This window comes from Olivibacter sp. XZL3 (assembly GCF_004368405.1).
Classification (GTDB): domain Bacteria; phylum Bacteroidota; class Bacteroidia; order Sphingobacteriales; family Sphingobacteriaceae; genus Olivibacter.
The window spans coordinates 24884-47743 of the sequence record NZ_SBJH01000056.1 but is presented as its reverse complement, the minus strand read 5'-3'; the positions used below and the strand labels follow the sequence as shown (position 1 = coordinate 47743).

Sequence of the window (22860 nt, the reverse complement as noted above, 5' to 3'; positions counted from 1 at the left end):
ATGGTTAGGTAAATAAGAAACGACGGCCTTCAGTTTTTCCAATTTTTATGCGACACATTCGCAGATTTTATATATTTTAGTGGGAATCCGAGAACTAAAACGAATTTATTGATGCTAATTGCTGTACTTGCGGGCCTGTTTGTTTCCGTATTGCTGATCCCTTTGGGCAGGCTGTTCAAAGGTCGACTGGCCGTACTGATTTCTTTGTTGCCCACTAGCCTATTTGCGTATTTTGCCAGTTTTATTCCAACGATCGCTAATGGCGAGGCGATTTCCTTCCACTATCCATGGGTTCCGTCCCTCGGCGTCGATTTCCATTTTCGTTTGGACGGACTTTCACTGCTGTTCTCATTACTTATCACTGGCATCGGTTCACTTGTTTTTCTCTATGCATCTTCCTATCTTAAGGGGCATCGCTATTTGGATCGGTTTTATGCTTACCTGAGCTTGTTTATGGCCTCCATGCTAGGGCTTGTCTTGGCAGACAATGTATTACTACTCTTCATTTTCTGGGAACTGACGAGCATCAGTTCGTTTTTCCTGATCGGTTTCAATAACGAAGATGCCAATTCGCGTAAAAGTTCACTAACGGCTTTGGCCGTCACAGGGGGCGGAGGCTTCCTGCTTATGGCAGGTTTGATTTTGATGGGACATTTGTCGGGGACTTATGCCATACAGGAAATGCTCAATGCAAGCTCGTTTTTAAAGGCTCATCCGTGGTATCCAGCCATCCTCGCGCTTATTTTTGCCGGGGCTTTTACTAAATCAGCACAGTTCCCCTTTCATTTTTGGTTGCCTGGGGCAATGAAGGCACCTACGCCCATATCGGCCTACCTGCACTCGGCCACCATGGTCAAAGCGGGGGTATACCTCTTGGCCCGACTGTATCCAATATTAGGCGGCACCGAATATTGGACCTATCCGCTTATTGTCGTTGGCGGCATAACGATGTTTTATGGTGCGTTTCACTCAATATTCCGTACCGACCTGAAAAGCATATTGGCTTATTCTACCATTTCCGCCCTCGGCATTTTAGTGTTCCTTATTGGCATTGGCACCGAGCAGGCTCTGCTGGCCGCTGCTGTATTTATACTCGTCCACGCATTATACAAAGCGTCCTTATTTTTGACGACCGGTGTCCTTGATCATGAAACAGGTACGCGCGAAATCACGCAACTTGGAGGGCTACGCAAGGTATTATTACCGCTGGCCATTGCCGGTCTGCTGGCCGCTCTGTCGAGCGCAGGATTGCCTTTTACCTTTGGTTTCATTGGTAAAGACCAGATTTATGAAGCAACCTTGCACACCGAGGGGATTATGCCCATCGTTCTGACCTCACTGGCGGTTATTACCAATATACTACTGCTTTATGCCGGCTTGTTGGTAGGCCTTAAGCCATTCGCTGGTAAGCTGCCCGAACGCTATCAAGCGGTACACCTTCCTCATTGGCTGATGTGGACGCCGCCCTTACTGTTAGCCTTAATGGGAATCGCCTTTGGCGCTTTTCCGGCTTTGATAGACGCCAGTCTGCTTAACCCGGCAGCGACGGCCATGATTAACGAAACGTTTGACTCGCCTTTAAAACTTTGGCACGGGTTCAATTTAGTGTTGCTATTGAGTGGAATTACACTTGCCTTAGGCGCCCTTTTGTACTTAATGCGTAAGCCGTCTAGCAAAAGTATGGCCAGCATCGAACGATTCAATTACCTCGCCCCTCAATATATTTTCGGCAAGCTGGCCAGGGCCGTACGCCGCTTTGCGGCACGATATACCCGCACATTACATAACGGATTTTTACGCGTATACTTGTTTCGGATTATCATGTTCGCCGTGTTATTATTGGGTTTCCGCTTATTCACAGGCGGCCCCATCCAATGGATACCCGCCCATCTTTCTCCGATCAGCGTTTATGAAGTGGCCGTTCTGGGCATTCTGATTGCAGCGATCTTCCTGACGGTTAACACTTCATCGCGCTTAACAGCCGTGGTGGCAACCAGCGTAATAGGCTATTGCATATGCCTCCTGTTTGTGTTTTATAGTGCGCCCGACTTGGCAATGACCCAATTTACCATTGATACGCTCACCGTTGTATTATTCGTATTGGTATTATTCAGGCTTCCACCATTTCTCAATTTAGCCAATCGCCGCGACAGGATACGTGATTGGCTGTTGGCTTCCTCATTCGGCGCCATCATTGCACTGATCACTATACAAGCGATGAACCAGCCTTTCGACGATGCAGTAAGCAAATTTTATGGCGAGAATGCTTACGTCTTAGCTAAAGGAAAAAACGTGGTCAATGTGATTCTTGTCGATTTCAGGGGAATCGATACCATGTTTGAGGTAGTGGTACTCAGCATTGCGGCCATTGGCGTGGTTAGTTTATTGAAATTAAAACTGAAAGCATCCGAAAAAGAATAATTATGAAGAGTACTATATTAAAAACAGCGTCGATCTACCTATTGCCGATTTTGCTGCTTTTCTCGATATTCATCTTATTGAGAGGACATTATTTTCCAGGCGGCGGGTTTGTAGGTGGCTTGATTGCGGCCATCGCTTTTGTACTGCATAGTTTCACCCATGGCACCGAAGCAACACTGAAATTACTCCGCATTCATCCCAGTGCGCTCATTCCAGTCGGTCTCGCCTTGGCGGCAATTAGCATGTTTGCACCAATGCTGAACGGCCAACCGGTTATGACCGGTTTGTGGTTTGACCAGCCAGTGCCGGTCATCGGGCTAATTGGCTCTGCCTTATTTTTTGATATCGGCGTATATGTAGTAGTGATTGGTGTGGTGCTGACCATTTTATTTACGATAGCTCAATATAGCGGATAAATCATGGAATTATTACTCGTTATACTCATCGGTGTCTTGTATGCTACGGGCATCTTTATGTTACTCAGAAGAAGTATGGTAAAACTGCTAATCGGACTGATACTATTGGGTAATGGAGCTAACCTTCTTATTTTCCTGTTGGGAAGAATTACAAAGGGCGCCCCTCCTGTCATCGACAGTGCCGCCAAGTTTTTTACTGATGTTTATGCGGATCCCATACCTCAGGCGCTGATTCTGACCGCGATTGTCATCAGTTTTGGCCTACAAGCATTTGCCATTGTATTATTGAAACGCGTTTACGTACTGATCAATTCGGACGACTTAGACGACTTAAATACTCCGGAAGAAGAAGATATATGACAGACAATACCCTTATTTTATCCGTTATTATCCATTTGTTTACAGCCATCGTGCTACTTGCTCTGTGGCGTAAGACGGTCGCGCAGCGCATTATCAGCGTCGTGGGTAGCGTGGTTGCTATGGTGATAGCCATTCGCTTATTCACGGCAGTATGGGACAACGGTATTCTTACCATGCAAGCGGCAGGCTGGGACGCGCCGTTCGGCATCACCTTCGTCGCCGACGTTTTCAGTAGCACCATGGTATTACTTACCTCATTTTCCGGGATTGCCGTTTCTATCTACTCGGCCACCGGAGTTGCCCGAGGGCGCATGTTGTACGGTTACTTCCCCATACTTCACCTGCTCCTAATGGGGCTTAACGGGGCTTTTCTCACCGGCGACATCTTCAATCTCTATGTATGGTTCGAGGTTATCATCATTGCGTCCTTTGTATTGATGACACTTGGCGGCCGCAGAGCTCAAATTGAAGGATCGGTTAAATACATGGCTATGAACGTTTTAGCCTCCACCTTTTTCCTGACAGGTATTGGCATTTTATACGGTATTACCGGCACATTGAATATGGCCGACCTATCACTTAAAATTGCTGCCCTCGAAAACCGCAAGCTGGTCGATATCGTTTCCATCTTTTTTATCGTCGGATTCGGCATTAAATCGGCCGTTTTTCCTTTGTATTTTTGGCTTCCATCTTCCTACCATACGCCACCATCTGCTGTAGCGGCAATATTTGGGGGCTTACTCACCAAAGTGGGCATATATGCCTTGTTCCGGGTTTTTACCTTAATCTTTATTCCCGATGAGTTTCTGCGTACATTATTGGTTGTATTGGCGATATTCACCATCCTGACAGGCAGCTTTGGTGCGGTCATAAAAAACAATATCCGGCGGGTTTTTTCTTATCTCATTGTGTGCCATATTGGCTTTATGGTAGGTGGATTAGGGATGTATTCCGAGATAGCCATCACCGGCGCTTTGTTCTATCTAATTCATGATATGATGGTCAAAACCAACATTTTCCTCATCGCCGGACTTATCAGGAAGCTTCGTGGCACCATGAATATGGATAAATTAGGTGGACTGTATGCCGAATACCCGCTGTTATCCTTGGTCGTAGCGCTCGTTCTCTTTTCGTTAGTGGGCATTCCTCCGTTATCTGGATTCTGGCCCAAAATCTACCTATTTGAAGCCGGCTTCATGGATGCGCAATACCCGTTGCTGGTCGCTATCATCATTGGGAGTTTTGTCACCTTGTATGTCATCGCCAAATTGTGGGCGAAGGTGTTCTGGAAAAACCAACCAACTTTGCCGGCAGAGGAAAACTACACGGACGAGTTTAAACCCATGAGTGCCTTTAGGAAATCGCTACTGGTCGTTCCCATTGTTTTTTTAATGGCGATTGCGTTATATATCGGCTTAGCTGCCGAGAACGTCGCATTGGTTGCGAAGCATATTGCCCGCGACATGAAAGACATGACTCCTTATATTGAAGCCGTTTTAGGAACAAATGTATCACCGTAATATTACAACACCATGGTAAAACAATTTTTAATGAACCTTTTGCTGGCCTTTATATGGATAGCGTTAACCGGCGTGCTGGCATACGCAAATTTCATGTTCGGCTTTGCCATTGGCTTTTTTCTGCTGTGGGTAATGAACCTTAATGAAAGCGATCGTCGGTATTTCACACGGGTGCCCAAGATCATTAGTTTTTTCTTATATTTTCTTTACGAAATGATCAGAGCAAACGTACAAGTTGCTTATGACATGATTACACCTCGGTTTTTCATGCAACCGGGTATCGTGAGATATCCGATGAACGCCCGGAGCGATTTTGAAATCAATCTGCTTTCAACCGTGATCTCGCTTACTCCAGGCACCTTAATTTTGGACGTTAGTGAAGACCGTAGCGTATTATACATCCATGTTATGTACCTGAAAGACAAAGACCGCTTTATACAGCAAATAAAGGAAGGATTTGAACGCAGATTATTGGAGATTATACGATGACATTAAGCACTTATATCGATTATGTGATTCTGCCCATACTGGCCATAGCCTTAGTATTGGTATTCATCCGACTGATCAAGGGACCGAATATCGTGGATCGTGTCATTGCCTTGGATCTGTTGATTACTATTGGAGTTAGTGTCATCACCGTGTACAGCATCAGCACGAGCGAATCGACTTTCATTGATGTAGCCATGATTCTTGCCTTGATTGCTTTTTTAGGCACGATCGCGTTTTCGTTTTATTTAGAAAAAAGGGGGAGAAAATGACAACTATTCTTATAGGTTCACTATGCACCATCGGCGCAATCGCCATTCTGATTGCAGCAATAGGCATCTTACGGATGCCTGACTTCTACTTGCGGCTATCTGTCACAGTGAAGGCGGCCACTTTGGGCGGCGGATTGCTCCTTTTAAGTGCAGCGTTCTTCTTTACAGGAGAAGTGGCGGTCACCACTAAAGCCTTGGCTATTATTTTCTTTCTTACACTCACTGCACCCGTTGCCGCCCACCTGATAGGCCGTGCGGCCTACTTTATTGGCACCGAGCAGTGGAAAGGCACTATTCGCGACGACCTTGCTGGCAAATACGATAAAGAAACGCACGAGCTCAGCAGTGGAAACGAGGAAAACAGGAAAAACCAAGATTAAACGATTGCGTACGGTGGGTTCAAAAATCTGACATGAAACAACTTCTTGCATTCAATAAAACGACCCGGCAATGGCATTTACCCGTGGTGGCGGGTCTGTGTGTAGGTATTCCTGTATTGATTGGTTGGTGGTTCGACCATAGAAGCTGGTAAACTTGCTTCGTTAGCTGGCTTAGGCATATTATACATCCAATCCGATAAGCTAGCAGAACGGATGATTTTATTAATGGCTTGTTGCTTCTGCATCATGGTTTCTTATAGCCTGGGGCTCTTTTTTTCTTTTAGCTTTTTTGTCGCCTCCTGTTTCCTTGCGATTCTTGCCTTTGCAATACACTATACCCTATACCGTTTAGGACTCACCCGACCTCCGGGAAATTTCTTTTTCATTATGTCTGCTTCCATTGCCATCTGTACACCTTTTCATCCCGAAAAAATACCCGAGAAAATCGGCTTTATGGCGATGGGTACCATTTTGACCTGCGGAATTGGACTTATCTATAGTCTGCTCACATTAAAAGAGAAAGGGGGTTCCGAGACACTCCTACCCACCAAAAATCCATATACGAACACCGTAGAGTCTATCATCTTCGGTGTATTTGTTGGTTTATCACTTGGTAAAGCCTTCCTCTTAAAATTGGAAAATCCATATTGGGTACCCGTTTCCTGTGCAGCCGTCATGCAAGGTGCAAGCTCCAAACATGTTTGGCTGAGAGGCGTTCAACGGATAGCGGGTACATTGGCGGGATTAGGACTAACATGGTTGATCGCAACATTCAATCCATCTTCTCTATTCATTGCTATAAGTATTATCTTATTGCAAATGATTGTAGAATTTCTTGTCGTTCGCAATTACACCGTTGCCGTCGTTTTTATCACCATACTCGCTGTTTTTCTAGCTGAATCGGGCAGCCAGATGACCAGGCACACCGATCTACTTTTTACCGCGCGTCTCGTCGATATCATTTTAGGCAGTTTTATCGGAGTCATTGGCGGTTGGGTGTTATTCAATGAACACGTTCATTACCATACCACCTTACGAATCCGAAAAGCGAAATTCATGATAAAGAAAAAGTCGAAATAACCTTTCATTGCCCGATTTCTTATCTGGTTGCATAGCATTTAGTCGACTATTTGATAAAAGTTGCTATTTGCTTTCGTTTTTGTAAAAAATATCATTTCTTTACGGTACTTAAGCACATGTCAAATTATCCGTATATATATAATTAAATGGTTCCCAGTCAAGACAACATTCAGCTTGCACATGCAGTAGCGGCGGCTATCGGTATTGATCCCCAGGTTTATGCCTATCACGATGACAGCAAGGAGAACAGTCTCCACATCTTAAACTGCATCGATCCGTTGGATCCGAAAAACAAAATATTTTGTACAATTGGGCTATCAGATTATCCCAATGAGATAGAAATAAGCAAGGGAAAGGTGAAAAATATTCCTATAGAACTGATCATAGCGGGTAACGGCAGCAGTAGTAAATGGGCCAACATATTGTCTTCCGCAGGGTTCTTCGTTATTAAAAACAAGTGGACTTGTCAGCCAGGCGCTGTCTTTAAGAACATAATCGATGTATACCATAAAGGCATACATTTAAAACATCTACTTTTTGTGGAGCCACTGATGTGGCAAGAAAAACTGGAGCAAATGAAGCTTGCCAACAAAAAGGTTCATTTTTTATTGTTAATCCCGATTTCGGATGCAGAGCTAATATACCGGGAGAAACGAGGGTTTGATGCACTTGAAAGCCTCTTTATGGAAAAAGAAATCGATATTACCAATCTCCAGCGGCCTTCCGTGCTGTAGTCACCGCTATAAAACGGAGCTTGGGACGGCCCTATTCTCAGTCGATGTTATTTGATATTGTTCTTTTAAAACACGCAATAACGCTTGTTGATCGTATCCCTCTGGAGCCTGGAGCTTTAAGCTGATCCAGGTATCATTTAATACTTTCAATTCGTCGTCAAGGTATAAACTATCAATAAGCTGCTGTACGGAACTGTTGCTTACTTCAAGGAAATCGATCAAGCCATTTTCTAATCGTGAGATCTTAAACGATTGCGCTTTCTTGTCTAAATAACCTAATTCGTGAAGTGATAAATTGACGTCTTTTTCCGTAATCCGTACGACTTCCTTATTGTGAAAAAAGGTTAACGACAACAAAATGACTAAGGCATTCCAGAGCCCATGCTTGACAACGCTCCACCAGAAACCTAACTTTAACCGTGTATAACTCAAAATCAAACCGCCGAAAAGTTGTGATCCGACAATCACCGGGGCAATCAGGTAAAAAAAGAATTCGCTATTGCTGTAATTAACTAAATGGATGACACCAAACAGGAGTACGCAGGTGTATAGGATATATCGATAATTTTTTTTCCAAAACACACTCGGCTCTAAACCGAATAAGCGCTCTATTTTACGCCACAGCCAGTTCTGGTGATATCGCAAGGGTAAACGAAAGATGAGTTCTTCCAACAGCGGAGCAACAATGATTGCAAACAAAAGGTAAACCCATAAGCGCATGTTCAATAAAGGTTGCCGAAGTACCATTAGGTACTTGTCTACCATATACAATATGGCCAAGAAAAGGCACACTACTACAAGCTTATATAAAAAAGCGATGAAAAAGATGCGTACTTTTTCAATTCGTGATAAGGGTTCGGAGAAGAATTCGACGGGCTCCCTGATAAAAGCATTTATTTTCTTTATTTCATCGAGTACGAGGTTCATAGCTGAATTATATTTGGATAGCCAAGATAACAAAAAGAAGCGCGGTTTTCAAATACATTTAATTATTGCATTTTCAACTTCTAGGAAAATGTAAGCGAAGTTTCATTTATCAGCACATCGGTAAAAATTTCTTATTATTTGCTACAACATTTTCCTACCTTGTACGTCTATTGCTTTAAATATCAAACGAATGTTCAGTAGAATATTATTTATAATACCGATTTGGCTGATTTTAGATTTCTATTTTTTTCAATCGCTAAAAACCGCCACACAAACCTTATCAAGCACCGCTAGAAATGGAATTCACTGGGCCTACTGGCTTTTTGATTTGCTATTGATTCTGATCATTTTGTATTTAATGTTTGTAAATCCCAAACTGCTTCCTTCCAAATACATCTTCTTATTGGTGGGTTTCGTTCTGCTTACATTAATCCCAAAGTTATTAGTACTTCCCTTTCTCATTTTGGAAGACCTCTCGCGCTTGGCAGCTTATGCATGGAATTTAAAAAACAACGTTCCTTATCCCGAAAGGAGAAAATTTATCGGACAGCTTATCGTGGGTATTAGCTCCATTCCTTTCCTAGCAATCATTTACGGGATGTCGAGAGGAAAATATCAGTATAAGGTGCATCACCATACCTTGTACTTCGACGATTTACCGGACGCATTCAACAACTTTACCATTACGCAGCTGTCCGACGTACACTGCGGCAGCTTTACAGACCATGCCTCGGTTAGACGCGGGATAGAATTAGCAAACGAACAGCAAAGTGATTTACTTGTTTTGACGGGCGACTTAGTGAACAACGAGTCGATGGAGTTGGACGAATGGCAAAGTCTGTTTGCGCGATTAAGCGCACCCTTTGGCGTTTACTCTATTTTAGGAAATCACGACTACGGCGATTACACGGAATGGCCCTCAGCGGAGGCAAAGGCTGCCAATCTCCATCGCTTAAAAACCATGCAAAAGGAAATGGGCTTCCGACTACTACTTGACGAGCACGTAAGATTGGAGAAAGATGGCCAGTCTATTAACTTGGTAGGAGTGCAGAACTGGGGTAAAAATTTCGCACGATACGGTAACCTCGGAAAAGCGATGTCTACTGTCGAGAATGGCAGCTTCACGGTATTGTTGTCCCATGATCCGACACACTGGGAGGCCGAAATCCTACCGCATCCAAAGCCCGTACATTTAACCTTAGCCGGCCACACGCATGGTATGCAATTTGGGATTGAAATTCCCGGCTTCCGCTGGAGTGCTGTTAAGTACATCTACAATCAATGGGCCGGCCTATATAACAAAGGGAATCAATATATCAATGTAAACCGTGGTTTCGGCTTTATCGGATTTTCAGGCCGAGTGGGCATTTGGCCGGAGATCAGCGTGATAACCCTTAAAAAACGGACGGCTTAACTATTTCCTTACTTTCTTATCAATTGTGCTAAGTTTTGAACAGTTTAAATTAGATCGGCTGGGAAAGCTAAAACGATTTATTATCTTTGACTAGCTAACTAACAAAAGAACTAACCCGTCATGAAACTAAAAACAATTACATTCATCTTTTTGTGCTTTTCGTTTACATTATCTGCATCAGAAAAGCAGCTGGCCGATTATGTCAACACCTTGCAGGGCACCAATTCAAAGCATGAGCTAACTCGAGGAAACACCTATCCGACGACCGCCTTACCCTTCGGTATGCATACCTGGACACCGCAGACCGGAAAAAACGGAGATGGTTGGAAATATCAGTATTTCAAGAAAACGCTCAGAGGATTCCAACAGGCTCATCAATGTAGCTCTTGGAGTAACGACTACGCCGTATTTTCCTTTTTCCCCACGATCGACAGTTTACAGGTAGACGAGGAAAAAAGGGCAACCGGCTTTTTACACGAAAATGAAATCGCTAAGCCCTATTATTATCGTGTGGAAATGAACAACCGCATCCAAACGGAAATGGCGCCAACCGAAAGAGGCGCGCATTTACGCTTTTCTTTCCCTAAAGGGCATAAGGCTTTTTTAGTCCTTGATGGCTATACAGGCTACAGTGTCGTGAAAATTCTGCCTAAAGAACGGAAAATCATCGGTTATGTACATAATGGTCGCGGATTCAAAGAAGGCTTCAAAAGTTTCTTTGTGGCAGAGTTCGATCAGCCTTTCGTCGATTATGGCACTTGGGAAAACAGAAAAAACACAACAGAGCCTAAAAATCTACAAGCCGAGGGCGACGGTAAAGGGGCCTATCTGGCTTTCAAAGCCGGTTCCACGGTACAAGTCAAAGTCGCTTCTTCGTATATCAGCCAGGAACAGGCCGAACTAAACCTGAAACGGGAACTAGGCATCGATAAAAACCTCGAAGCCACCAAAGACCGTGCAGCTACCGTTTGGAATAAACATTTGGCAAGAATTAAAGTCGAGGGCGGTAGCGAAGAAGATAAAGCTACTTTTTATAGTTGCTTTTTCAGGGCTAGCCTTTTTGCCCGCCAATATCTCGAATACGATAAGGATGGCAAACCCTATTATTTCAGTCCATACGACGGAAAAGTATATCCAGGCCATATGTTTACGGATACTGGTTTTTGGGACACCTTTAGGGCACAGTTCCCTTTAAATGCACTGCTTTATCCCACCATGCATGGCCAGTACATGCAAGCCCTTATAGCCGCTTATGAACAATGCGGCTGGCTACCATCGTGGTCTTTCCCCAGTGAAGCGGGAAGTATGATTGGCAATCATGCTATTTCTTTACTGGCGGATGCTTGGGCAAAGGGGATCCGGACGTTTGATCCTAAAAAGGCGCTGGAGGCTTATTTACACGAGGCGACGAACAAAGGCCCATGGGGGCCGGCCAATGGTAGAGACGGCTGGAAGGAATATTATCAGCTAGGCTATGTGCCCTACCCGGAAGTGAGGGAAGCAACTGCAAAAACCTTGGAATATGCTTATGACGATTTTTGCGCTTATCAGCTTGCAAAAATGACCAATCAACCATTTTATGCGGATATCTTTAAACGCCAACTATTTAACTATAAAAATGTATATGACCCACAAACTCGTTTTATGCGGGGACGGGATAAGAATGGCAATTGGAACGCCAATTTCGACCCTGCCGAATGGGGTGGCCCCTTTACCGAGGGGAATGCCTGGCACTGGGTTTGGTCGGTCTTCCACGATACAAAAGGCTTAATTGACCTGATGGGTGGAGAAAATAATTTCGTCTCCAAGCTGGATTCGGTATTTACCGAACCCAACCGCGTCAACGTAGGCACCTATGGCGGTATGATCCACGAAATGACGGAAATGGTAATGGCTGATATGGGGCAATATGCACACGGCAATCAGCCAATTCAGCATATGGTGTATCTTTACAACTATGCCGGCCAACCTTGGAAAACACAATATCATGCCCGAGAGGTTATGCGTAAGCTTTACAACAGCACAGAGAACGGCTATCCCGGTGATGAAGACCAAGGACAGACTTCATCTTGGTATGTATTAAGTGCGTTGGGCTTCTACAGTGTATGTCCCGGAACTGATCAATACGTATTGGGCAGTCCGCTCTTTAATAAGATCACCATTAGCCTAGAAAATGGCAAAGAATTTATTATTCAGGCGACTAATAACAGTGTCGATAACGTATATATACGGAAGGCTTCCTTAAACGGACAGGATTATTCAAAAAACTATATTACTTATGCAGATTTAAATAAGGGCGGTATACTATCACTTGAAATGGATGCAACGCCAAATGAGGAAAAAGGGATCGACGAAGCAGACAGACCTTTTTCTGTTAGCAGCTTATCCACGGAAGAATAAGATGCTTTTCTAAATCTCGTGTATTTTACCTAAGTTTGCTCAACGGAAATGATGCCTTCCGACTGAACCGCCTTAAAAAGCTGATGGCGTCTACCAACAGGAATTTGCGTACTGTACTTTTATACATGGTCGCCTATTCACTTTTGTATGGTAGACATTAGCTTTTCACAATCATGATAAATAAAATTTTCTCACTTGAACAGGTCCGTATCTTCAGAAATTTACTACGTTGGACCTTACTTATCTTACCTGTTTCCATTGTTATAGGCAGCATGGTAGCGCTGTTTTTATGGATGCTTCATCTTTCCATCCAGTTCCGATTTGCTCATCCTTGGCTGCTTTATTTCCTCCCACTGGCTGGCTTGGCCATCCACTTCGTCTATAAGCTATACGGAAAGAACGCTGAGGGGGGCAATAACTTGATCATCGATGAAATCCATCAACCGGGAGGCGGGATTCCGAAACGCATGGGGCCCTTGGTACTGCTGGGCACGGTGGTCACCCATCTTTTCGGCGGTTCCGCTGGCCGGGAAGGTACGGCCGTACAGATAGGGGGAAGTATTGCACAGGCCTTTAGCAAATGGTTTCGCTTGGATGAAAAAGAAACCACTGTATTGCTGACAGCCGGCGTTGCGGCTGGTTTTGGTGCTGTATTTGGCACGCCCCTTACAGGTGCGATCTTCGCGCTCGAAGTACTCACTATTGGGCGTATTCAATATCAAGCAATCTTTCCCTGCTTGGTTGCCAGTCTTATCGGCGACCTTACCGTTTCGGCCTGGCAAGTACATCACACTACCTATCGCATCGATACGATTACTATGCCCAACTATTTTGAGACTTACTTTTCTTTGAATCCGATACTGCTGATTAAGGTCGTAATTGCTTCCATCGCTTTTGGCTTGGCGAGCCTACTATTTGCGCAGATGGCACATAAAATGAAGCGCTTTTTCTTGAATACATTTTCAAAAACGTGGATGATTCCGCTTGTAGGCGGACTGAGTGTGATCCTATTGACGCTCATTTTAGGCAAACCGGACTACCTTAGCTTAGGGGTTGACGCGGCGTATACCGGCGCAGTCACCATCCCGTCAGCCTTTCAGACGGGGGGAGCGGACACCTGGAGTTGGCTTTGGAAAACTGTTTACACCACCATTACCTTGAGTAGCGGTTTTAAGGGTGGCGAGGTGACCCCGTTGTTTTATATCGGCGCCACCTTAGGAAATACCCTATCGATACTGCTAGATGCGCCAGTCAGTCTCTTTGCCGCTTTGGGTTTTATTGCCGTGTTTGCGGGAGCTACGAATACACCGCTAGCCTGTACCATTATGGGCGTTGAATTGTTTGGCGGGGAATACCTGCTCTATTTCGCTATTGCGTGTTATACAGCCTATTTTTTTAGTGGACATACAGGCATTTATGCCGCACAGAAAATCGGCATTAAAAAGATTCAGGATTAAAAATAAGAAGAATGTGTTTCAGCAGAGCAGTCTTACCAGTGCAGCTTAAAGCGACTTTTAAGTATAATTAATTGTCTTGGTAAAGAAACCGCAAACCATAAAACAGCGCCGGCAGTACTACACTTCCATGGTTTTCTTCGTCAAAGCGCCTATAGTGCCAACGTAAGGTGGGCTGCTCTACAGTTCTTAACATATCCGGCAGCGACAACACCTTTTCATGTGTTGGATTCACATTTTTTTCCATGCCGGCACTGGCAATGAACAGTCGGATGTTATTAAGTTTGGTCTGTTGAAGCAGCTCGCTGGCTTCCTTTAATAATTTGGAGTCATCCCACCATAAACTTGGATCGATGGCCAAATAATCGGAAAAAAGCCGTGTATGTTTGAGAAAGATATTTATGGCAGTCAGTCCACCAAAGGAATGTCCAATCAATATGCGCCTGTCGGAAGTCCTGAACCGACTGTCTATCATTGGCAGCAGCTCCTTTTCCAAGAAAGCAGCAAAGCGTTCTCCCCCGCCGCTATTTTCCAAGGTCGCCTGCCCTTTTTCGCTGATGGCCGGTGTAGGCGTAAGGTCTCGTGTTCGATCTGTATTTTCAATACCTACGATAATTGCCTCAGGCATGTGGCTGCGTCGACCGCGGTTTAACGCGGTCTGCACCCCAACAGTCGACGTAAAGTTCAGCTCCGCATCAAATACATAGATTACAGGATAACGCTCGTTAGTGTCATGATAAGCTGCTGGCAAATGAATCCAAAGAACACGCTCCTCTTCTAAGATCTTAGAGAAGAGCCGGTTCTTTGCGCCAATGACCAGTAAACTATCGTTTTCTTCTGCCTGTAAATTCCCCATGATCAAAAGTACTAGCAGTGCGCTTAATATATACCTCAGCCTCAACAAATTTAAATGCATTGTGTTTGCTCGATAGTCTTGGTCGTTACAATAATGTGGCTTTTCATACTATGTCAGAACTTAATCCCGTACAATTTTTCCCCGATATCCGTGATCTTCTGATCCACCGAGATCAGACCGTTACCCGACAGGTACCATACCCAACCGGGCACGATAAATGCCTTTCCGTTTTTGTAGGCCTCGGTAGCTTTGACGTCAGCAGTAAATATATCAGTTTCCTTTGGCATAAGGCCCTGAATACCCGTATTACGGTCAAAGATAAACAGGTAATCCGGATTGATTTCCGCCAACTTCGGCGCCTGTGGGCGCTTTTGACCTTCTTCTGGCGCGCCTGCATCCGCCGGTCTTGGAATATAGGCGGGTTTCAAACCCAAAACATCGTGGGCAAAGCCGAAGCGGGAATTCGGACCGCTTGGGTTGAAGCGTCCGTTCATATGCATAGCCACTACGGCTTTTTTGGGATCAGCTTCTGCTTTTGTTTTCACCAATTCTGCCTTTTTATGTAAGGCTGCCAGTTTTTTTTCAGCAAGCTTTTCTTTGCCATGCAACGCAGCGATCGTACGTACGCTATAATCAAAAGATGTCCAGAAATCGTCGGCATCCGAACCGAAGATAATGGTGGGAGCAACCATTGCCAGCGAATCGTATTGTTTACCTTGACGGCCGCCTGTGATAATCAGATCAGGTTTCAGTTGCTCCAAAGCGTCGAAATCAGCTTTGACCACCGACCCTACCTTGATATATTTAGCGTCGTTATATTCACCCAGGTAAGCCGGAACGGTATTCGGTACGCCTGCTACCGGAATACCCAGCTCGTGGTAAGTTTCCAAGGCACTAAAGTCCATAATGACGACCCTTTGTGGGTCTTTCGGAACAGCGGTTTCGCCGCGACTATGCTTTATCAAGATGGTCTCTTGAGCGATTGAAGCTTGCTGCAAGGAAAAAAAAGCAACCAGCCATAGGCTCGCTGCTTTTAATATAGGTTTAACGATGTTCATTTCTTCTCATTTGCAGCTATTTCTTCTCTACGAAAGTCGCTGATTCGATTGATGTGACGCCATTGACCAATAATCCCTTTGTCGCTGCTGCGCTCTCAGGATCCACCACGTAGAAGCGCGGATCTTCGAGTGTAGTGGCTACGCCAATGTAAATTTTATCATTAAATACATAAGGCCATTTCACGCCTGATTCGGCAATGTTGCTTTTATCGGGTAACCCACTTATCCAAGAGAATTTCTTATCGGACATATCCAATAATGCATATTGGGTGGCACTACCGCTTGCCGAGGCACCTGCATCTACAATATCATTATAAAATTCCACCAAAAAGATATCGTCTTCCACGTGCCATACCTTACGGAAGCGATAGCCCCCTGAAGCTGTCTCCAAGTCCCAGAAGTAATCTTGGTCAAATCCAGATGCACCACTTTTTATGACGAGTGCCCCAGCTTTTTTTGTGCCGTAATTGTTGCCGGAGAATACGTATATATCGCCATTATCAGCCCCGCCGATCTGTGAATAGCGAGCGGAGCGATAAAAGCCCCCCGATACCGAAAGACGGGAATCCGAGTAGACTGCTTCAACCTGTAGGCTAGTGGCATTGATTTTGGCAACTGCCACATCATCGATATCCGTATCTTCCCAGAAATGCAGACTCGTATAGAAAGAGCTGCCATCTCCTGCATCGACTATGCCTAAAAGAGCAGCATTCTTGCCCTCATAGCCGACAAATGAATTTGTAGGGAGAAAGGCAAACTGCGGGGTGCCGTCAGACAATGGAACCCTATTCAGCGTAGCAAGTGTGGGATCGGAAGACCTATTGCCACTCATTAGGGTATAGGTCATGTCGCCCACCAGGCCAGCGGTTACAAAGCCGTTCTGCAACTCAAACTGGGCACCAACCAGCGCCGCTGCCCCAGTCGAATTGATTGTGAAGCGTTGCCCGATGTGTGCATTACCCTGTCCATATCTCAAGGCCACGAAACCATTATAGCCTGAGGGAATATACTGTGTAAACGTATTGTTGAACTCAAGGCCAACGCCAACGGGCGAAATGGATGCATTTGCATCATCCAGTGCTGCTGTGGGAAGCAGGTATGTAGCATCTCCTGAACCTGTGGCTACTAGGAATTGCCCTTCGAGGCTTGCTTCAGGGTTGGGTTCCACCTCCTCCGGGCTAGGGTTATCATTTTTGCTACAACCAACCGCTGCAAAGAGGGCAAGCGCGATAATCCACGATTTCTTGATAAATTGATTTTTCATATCTAAATTAATTTTTATAAACTATTGTTAAGTAAAAAGTAAAAATTCAAAAGCTTGCCTCCCGATTGGGATGGTTATACGTCAATGCATCATTAACTCAGTACTATATTGATATTATCTTTTAATAAAAAAGTATCTTAACATCACCGCAAAGCGCCTTCCAGGCTTTTGCAGACTAAAATTGTCATACAGCATGGCATTCTCAATGTTGCGCGCCTCAAAGCTGATGTTGTACTTGCCATTTTGCATGATATAAGTAGCAGTAAAGTCGCTGTAGCGCTGCTGGGGTATGGTGGCCCTACTATCGGCCGATCCTAAGGAATAGGAATTGAGATACATTTGCTCGACAAAGTTGAAGGCATAGTTGAGGTTCAGGGTATTTCCTTTTCTGAACAGGTCATGGAAGTAGTAGGATGCATCTATCGTATAGAAGAAGTAGGGCAAGTTGGGCATGCGGTAACCATAGTTGAGATTTGGTGAGTTGCCCGTGGCGTTGGCAAAAAGCGACTTATCCCGTATGTTCATATAAGTGAGCGTGCCACCCAGCGTAAGGAGGTTCTTGTAATACACGCGGGCCTCTACATCGGTACCCAATCGCGTCACCCGCCCGTGGTTCTGCCGGCGGTAGACGGCATTGCCGTTGAGCTGATCGCCCTGCATACCAAGCACGGTCTGTATGAAATCACGCGTATTGCGATAGTACCCCGACCAGTCTACGTAGAGCACATAGTCGCTGTTCAATTCCTTATTCAACGTAAATCCGATGTTGTAGTTGTCGGACTGTTCCGGGCGCAGGGCAGGATTGCCTTCCTCAAGCACCTCGTCGCCAAAGAGCTCGCGGTCGTTGGGCAGACGATAGGCTTTCTCAACAGAAGCCTTAAGCTGCAAATCCCGTAAGAAATAAGTAGAGGCTATCCCGTAGCCCAGCTGGCTGGCATTTTGGGTATGCCGATACGTAACGGTAGATCCATCTGAATCCGTCATTTCATTAGGGCCGACCACACTGTTGAGGTAATGCTTGGCAAATATATTGGTATTCCATTTCCTTTTGTAGGTGTATCTATATTCCAGCCCCATCACGTTGGAAACACTATGTCGCGCCATGCTGTCGGCCGCAGTAGGCTGATCGGGAAATCGGGCCGCAGCGATGGTGGCCAAGTCGGGATCTCGCCTGAAATCGGTAACTACATTGTTGAACGCAATGGAGTGGCTTTGGCTAATACGGTAGCCTATGTTGGCAGTAGCCGAAGCATTCTTGTTATTAAATTCGGTAAGCCCAAAGCTGGCCTCCCCGTACGAATTACTCTGGCCTCGGAGGTCTGTAAGGGCCATACGCTCACCTGTCCAACTATACCTATACATAGAAGTATCCACCGTTCCCGCCCTTTCATAGTTATAGTTACCGGTGACGCGCACGCTCAGGCCGTCCACAATCAGGTTACGCTTGTCGTAGACGAAAGAGGGCAAGACTGATTTTGACCAGGCCTTACGCTCTCCGTACACATAGCGCATCTGCGAGCCATGCTGTATATCTTGGTGTACCTGCCCCAGGGTCATACCCAGCATAAGCCTATCGGCCCAGCTCTTGCCTACGATACCCACTCGAGCCATGAGGGTCTCATTGCGGTAAGTATCATGGAAGCGACGGAACCAGCCGGAATCGGTAGACCAAGTAGACCCATTCTGCCAAGGGTCGTTTGGATCTGTCTGACCTGGGGTTAAGGTGCTGAACACCCTATAGGCCGTCTTTACCTTGTAGTCGTTATCTGAATAATTCTGGAAAGCGTTGACCTGTAACGATACGCCCGACTTGAAAGTATGATTTAGGCTTAGATTGGTCTTATGCGTATTGAATGAGCCGTATGAATAAGAAGCGTCCAAGGTCGTATTGGTCGTCCGGTTGGTAACGATATTAATCACTCCGCCCAAGGCATCTGCTCCAAATTCGATCGGTACCACGCCTTTATATACTTCAATGCGTTCAGCGATATTGACCGGGATATTATTGAGCTGGAAAGCAGACCCCATTCCCTGCATCGGCACGCCATCGATAAATATACGGATATTTCGGCCCGTGAAGCCATTGAGCGTGATGTTCATGTCCGATCCCACGCCCCCCGACTCGCGTATTTTCACACCCGAGGCCCTATCCAACAAATGCCCAAGGTCTAATGTCGAGTTGTACTGGGACTTCGCATCTAGTGCAACGACATTAAAAGGAGTCTCTCGGATCTCTTGTATGGCCGATTTCCCGACAACCTCCACCTCATTCAACGCCATGCGCTCATCCGGCTTCAATGTGAACGATAAATTTTGTCTCCCTCCTTTTCCGATATGTATTTTTATTGATTGTGCCTTGAATCCCAAGGCCGAGCAGGTAATTTCGTAATCTCCGGGATGTAGATGCAATTCGTAAGAACCATCTGCTGCGGAGACCGTATTAAATTTTGTACTTTTAATATAAATGGCCGCTTGGGCGATCGCTTCGCCGTTTTTATCAGTCACTTTACCTGCTAATAATGCCCCTGGCCTTTGTGCATGCGCTAATGGAAGAAAGAATAGAAAAAACGAGGTATAAAATAGAAATCTTTTCACGTAAATTTTTGACATTTGATCCGGTTGTGTTGTACAAGTCATCCTTTCCTAATCTTTTTTACCGATCAATTGGTATTTAGACTTGTTTTAAATAACTTCGCAAAGTTAGTAGTCGACCCACAGTGTCGATAACGGAAAAAGGATTAAAAATAGCGTAAAAGGAATTATGTATATTCAATCTAAATTAGTCGAAGCAGGTAAAACTGTTTGCGACCTGTTGCTCAAAGATCAGTATGTACAGAATGAGCCTGTCCTTACCGAAGAACAAGAAGATGCCATGGGCGAACATGTCGTGGTACAGTCCAGCATGCTCCATGCTTCCGGATTCCTACTCTTAAAGACCCATTTCCTAATAAAGGAAAAAGTAACGGACCGTTTCTTAGTAAAAGGGGATCATATACAGCTAAGTTTTTTCCTTAACGGTAAATCGCGCATGCATGAGTCGAGGCAAAAGCTGGCCTGCGATTTAGATATTGGCATTATGCGCAGAAATTATTTTCAACGTTACGAACGTAGTTTCGACATGCGGGGAGGAAATGAAGTTAACTACATCGCCTTATACCTTTCGGTTGATTTTTTTACACAGCTTGTAGCCCATGAAGCTTGGGCAAAGCACGACGCCTTCATACAGGACATTTTAAACGGAACCGCCCATACCGCACCGGATCAAACCTGCGCCATCAGTTTACCTATCCTACAAGTTTTACAGGAATTATTACGCAACAATTTCCAAGGCATCCATAGGCGCTATTTTACGGAATTAAAACTAAAGGAGCTTCTGTTTTTATCCCATGTTCAACATACGCGAATTGGTCACGACAAGGTTCGGGATGATGAATTATACGACACGCTGGAGAAAATAAAGGCTTATTTAGTAGCCCATTTTGACAATCCGCCAACGATTAAACAATTATCCAGGATGTTTTCGCGTAATGAACTGAAATTAAAGCAGGGCTTTAAGGCCCAATATGGGACTACGATCTACGCCTTCGTGATTCAACTGCGCATGCAAAAGGCGGAAAAAATGCTCCACGAAAACTATTCCGTCAGTGAAATGTCGACTCAGCTTGGTTACCTAAGCGTTTCCCATTTCATCAGCACCTACAAAAAACACTTTGGACACACGCCGAAACAAGCGATCAAGAAGGTCTCACAGTCGACATCACTTCTGTTCGTGTTCTGCTCGTCTTGGCTGGATTGCCTCTACTAAATTGACCTTAAAAATAGCGGTACCCTTATTTATCCAAGGCGCCGAACACCTTTTGCAGTAAAGCCGTACTTCGGAATGCCGCATTGTCGCGAACACCCTTCTCCTTCTCGGCCACCATTTTAAAAACGCCTCCCACCGTCTCCTCGGTAACGTATTGATTCAGGTCTGGCGTTATGTTCTGTCTGGTGATACTATTATATTTGGTAATAATTTGGTTCCATACCTTATCTGCACCCACCTTTCCCAGCGAGTTTTCGACTTTAGGTTCAAAGGCCTGATATAATTGAGCGGCAGTTTTATTTTTCAAATAGCTTGTCGCTGCCGTATCGGCTCCCAACAAGATGTTTTTGGCGTCATCAAAAGACATCGACGTAATGGCATTAGCAAATATCGGCACGCCTTCGGTCACCGCATCCTCGGCCGCCCGATTTAGTAGTTTAATGCCTTGATCTGCCAAACTTCCTAATCCCATCATACGCAATGTAGACTCGACTTTCTGCAATTTCTCCGGCAATAAAATTTTCACCAAGCTATTCTGATAGAACCCGTCTTCCGCCCCTAACTTCTTAATTCCTTCTTCTACCCCGATATGGAGAGCTTGCTTCAACGCTCCTGAAACATCGGTGGTACTTAAACTTTCAACAGCGCGGTTACTGTCCGTCTTGCCCGTTGTAGCACTGTCTGTACCCTTATGTTGGTCGACCGCCTTCTTTACTTTATCAAAGAGGCTCTGAGCCTGTAAAGTTGACGAGATAAATAAACAGCCTATAATAACTGATAAGATTTTGCCAATTTTCTTCATTATCAAAATGTATATGTATTTAAAAATAATGGTCTAATATAAGAAAGATCTCCTCTTATGAAAGCCTCTGACATCTATTTTTTGTTACAATAGGCTGACCTTAAGGCTATACCGCATCTCGTGTAGCACTAAAATTTTTAATATATTGCCTGTGTCTTTCCAAGCAAAACAGATCGAACGTCAAATGGGAAATACGATGGGAAATTTCCGGGGGAAGAACATCGTGCAAGGCTCGGGCGCATTAACGCTAAAAAGCGGGCAACGGGCAGGAAAATAGCTGATAACATGAACTAAAAAAGGACATCATTACATGAAAATTGCATTAATTGGCGCCACAGGATTTGTAGGCGGAGCTGTTTTACAAGAGTTATTATTACGCGGTGTCGAAGTAACCGCCTTGGTCAGAAATCCGACTAAATTAACCCTTCAAAACGAAAAGTTACATAAGGTAGAAGTAGACGTTTTAGATACTGAAACATTTGTAAAAGCCATTCAGGGCTTTGACCTAATCATCAGTGCCTATAACGCCGACTGGACGAATCCCAATTTATATACCGATTTCTTAGCCGGATCCAAAGCCATTCAGGAAGGCGTCAAAAAGGCTGGTGTAAAAAGACTCTTGGTAATAGGTGGTGCCGGTAGCTTATATGTTGCAGAAGGTTTACAGCTTGTCGACACGCCCGAATTCCCTGCCGACTGGAAACCAGGTGCTACTGCCGCTCGCGACTACCTGAACATTCTTAAAGAAGAAAAAGAGATCGATTGGGTCTTTTTAAGTCCTGCACCCGAAATGCACCAAGGACTGCCCAGAGAACGCAAAGGGCTGTATCGAGTCGGCACGGATCACCCGGTTGCCGATGAAAACGGAAGAAGCTGGATAACTGTGGACGATCTGGCAGTCGCTATTGTGGATGAGGCACTACATCCGAAACACAGTAAACAGCGCTTTACCGTAGCTTATTAGGTCATTACTAAAAAATGCTTTGCAATAGGGATCTGATCAAATTTGCTAAGGGGCTGGCTCGTAATCCAGCGGTATTGATTAAAATAATCCCTAAAATTCACGCATTGCACCAAAAACGAAAGGTCTCCAACCGGGGAGATTGAAGACCTTTACTAACCAATTATAAACCTAAATTATGATGACACAAAGATACATTCGAAAACGTTCTTTGCCAAACTTTTTTTGATGTTTTAACATATTTTAACAT

21 protein-coding genes and 1 riboswitch are annotated in these 22860 nt (G+C 44.8%); of the genes, 15 read left to right on the top strand and 6 right to left on the bottom strand.

Translation table 11 applies throughout. The features are described 5' to 3' along the window. Positions 1-111: 111 nt before the first annotated feature. The 9 genes from EPX21_RS12050 (at position 112) to EPX21_RS12010 (ending at position 7669) form a co-directional block, all read left to right on the top strand. Positions 112-2421: a putative monovalent cation/H+ antiporter subunit A gene (locus EPX21_RS12050; protein WP_134089946.1), complete on the top strand. Its 2310-nt coding sequence runs from the start codon at positions 112-114 to the stop codon at positions 2419-2421. 2 nt (positions 2422-2423) lie between these two features. After that, on the top strand, positions 2424-2837 hold the full coding sequence (locus tag EPX21_RS12045) for a Na+/H+ antiporter subunit B (protein WP_134089945.1): 414 nt from the start codon (positions 2424-2426) through the stop codon (positions 2835-2837). A gap of 3 nt (positions 2838-2840) precedes the next feature. After that, positions 2841-3197, top strand: coding sequence for a Na+/H+ antiporter subunit C (locus EPX21_RS12040; RefSeq protein ID WP_134089944.1), 357 nt, complete (start codon positions 2841-2843; stop codon positions 3195-3197). Then, complete coding sequence (locus tag EPX21_RS12035; protein WP_134089943.1) at positions 3194-4717, top strand: proton-conducting transporter membrane subunit; 1524 nt, start codon at positions 3194-3196, stop codon at positions 4715-4717. The genes EPX21_RS12040 and EPX21_RS12035 overlap by 4 nt, the downstream gene beginning before the upstream one ends. A gap of 30 nt (positions 4718-4747) precedes the next feature. Beyond that, positions 4748-5206, top strand: coding sequence for a Na+/H+ antiporter subunit E (locus EPX21_RS12030; RefSeq protein ID WP_240768667.1), 459 nt, complete (start codon positions 4748-4750; stop codon positions 5204-5206). Continuing rightward, complete coding sequence (locus EPX21_RS12025; protein WP_134089941.1) at positions 5203-5475, top strand: cation:proton antiporter; 273 nt, start codon at positions 5203-5205, stop codon at positions 5473-5475. Before EPX21_RS12030 ends, EPX21_RS12025 begins: the two co-directional genes overlap by 4 nt. Next, positions 5472-5855, top strand: coding sequence for a monovalent cation/H(+) antiporter subunit G (gene mnhG / locus EPX21_RS12020; protein WP_134089940.1), 384 nt, complete (start codon positions 5472-5474; stop codon positions 5853-5855). Before EPX21_RS12025 ends, mnhG begins: the two co-directional genes overlap by 4 nt. A gap of 213 nt (positions 5856-6068) precedes the next feature. After that, positions 6069-6935, top strand: a complete 867-nt coding sequence (locus tag EPX21_RS12015) for an FUSC family protein (RefSeq protein ID WP_206106058.1) — start codon at positions 6069-6071, stop codon at positions 6933-6935. Positions 6936-7081: 146 nt separating this feature from the next. After that, positions 7082-7669: a suppressor of fused domain protein gene (locus EPX21_RS12010; RefSeq protein ID WP_134089939.1), complete on the top strand. Its 588-nt coding sequence runs from the start codon at positions 7082-7084 to the stop codon at positions 7667-7669. A 6-nt stretch (positions 7670-7675) separates the two neighbouring features. Here the strand turns inward: EPX21_RS12010 and EPX21_RS12005 are convergent, their stop codons facing one another. Then, positions 7676-8596, bottom strand: coding sequence for a CPBP family intramembrane glutamic endopeptidase (locus EPX21_RS12005; protein ID WP_134089938.1), 921 nt, complete (start codon positions 8594-8596; stop codon positions 7676-7678). 190 nt (positions 8597-8786) lie between these two features. Between EPX21_RS12005 and EPX21_RS12000 the strand changes: the two genes are divergently transcribed. The 3 genes from EPX21_RS12000 to EPX21_RS11990 all read left to right on the top strand — a co-directional run bounded on the left by EPX21_RS12000 (position 8787) and on the right by EPX21_RS11990 (position 13867). Next, complete coding sequence (locus EPX21_RS12000; protein ID WP_134089937.1) at positions 8787-10010, top strand: metallophosphoesterase; 1224 nt, start codon at positions 8787-8789, stop codon at positions 10008-10010. Between the two features lie 120 nt (positions 10011-10130). Continuing rightward, positions 10131-12410: a GH92 family glycosyl hydrolase gene (locus EPX21_RS11995; RefSeq protein ID WP_134089936.1), complete on the top strand. Its 2280-nt coding sequence runs from the start codon at positions 10131-10133 to the stop codon at positions 12408-12410. Positions 12411-12445: 35 nt separating this feature from the next. Continuing rightward, a riboswitch (Fluoride riboswitch) is annotated at positions 12446-12510 on the top strand. Between the two features lie 73 nt (positions 12511-12583). Further along, positions 12584-13867: a voltage-gated chloride channel family protein gene (locus tag EPX21_RS11990; protein WP_134089935.1), complete on the top strand. Its 1284-nt coding sequence runs from the start codon at positions 12584-12586 to the stop codon at positions 13865-13867. Positions 13868-13934: 67 nt separating this feature from the next. Here the strand turns inward: EPX21_RS11990 and EPX21_RS11985 are convergent, their stop codons facing one another. From EPX21_RS11985 to EPX21_RS11970, 4 genes are all read right to left on the bottom strand, one after another. Next, the gene (locus EPX21_RS11985) at positions 13935-14720 is read right to left on the bottom strand and encodes an alpha/beta hydrolase (RefSeq protein WP_166670743.1); all 786 of its coding nucleotides are present in this window, start codon (positions 14718-14720) and stop codon (positions 13935-13937) included. Between the two features lie 113 nt (positions 14721-14833). Then, complete coding sequence (locus tag EPX21_RS11980; RefSeq protein ID WP_134089933.1) at positions 14834-15778, bottom strand: siderophore ABC transporter substrate-binding protein; 945 nt, start codon at positions 15776-15778, stop codon at positions 14834-14836. A gap of 16 nt (positions 15779-15794) precedes the next feature. Next, entirely contained in the window at positions 15795-17042 is a 1248-nt protein-coding gene (locus EPX21_RS11975) for a DUF4374 domain-containing protein (protein ID WP_134089932.1), read from the bottom strand. Positions 17043-17156: 114 nt separating this feature from the next. Then, positions 17157-19652: a TonB-dependent receptor gene (locus EPX21_RS11970; RefSeq protein ID WP_166670742.1), complete on the bottom strand. Its 2496-nt coding sequence runs from the start codon at positions 19650-19652 to the stop codon at positions 17157-17159. A 151-nt stretch (positions 19653-19803) separates the two neighbouring features. Between EPX21_RS11970 and EPX21_RS11965 the strand changes: the two genes are divergently transcribed. After that, a complete protein-coding gene (locus EPX21_RS11965) occupies positions 19804-20847 on the top strand; it encodes an AraC family transcriptional regulator (RefSeq protein ID WP_134089930.1) in 1044 nt (347 codons plus the stop codon). 25 nt (positions 20848-20872) lie between these two features. Here EPX21_RS11965 and EPX21_RS11960 read toward each other — a convergent pair whose 3' ends face one another. Continuing rightward, the gene (locus EPX21_RS11960; RefSeq protein WP_134089929.1) at positions 20873-21649 is read right to left on the bottom strand and encodes a DUF4197 domain-containing protein; all 777 of its coding nucleotides are present in this window, start codon (positions 21647-21649) and stop codon (positions 20873-20875) included. A gap of 151 nt (positions 21650-21800) precedes the next feature. Between EPX21_RS11960 and EPX21_RS23280 the strand changes: the two genes are divergently transcribed. Together EPX21_RS23280 and EPX21_RS11955 are read left to right on the top strand one after the other, a co-directional pair. Then, entirely contained in the window at positions 21801-21926 is a 126-nt protein-coding gene (locus EPX21_RS23280) for a hypothetical protein (protein WP_255502137.1), read from the top strand. A gap of 33 nt (positions 21927-21959) precedes the next feature. After that, on the top strand, positions 21960-22613 hold the full coding sequence (locus EPX21_RS11955; protein ID WP_134089928.1) for an NAD(P)-dependent oxidoreductase: 654 nt from the start codon (positions 21960-21962) through the stop codon (positions 22611-22613). Positions 22614-22860 lie beyond the last annotated feature (247 nt).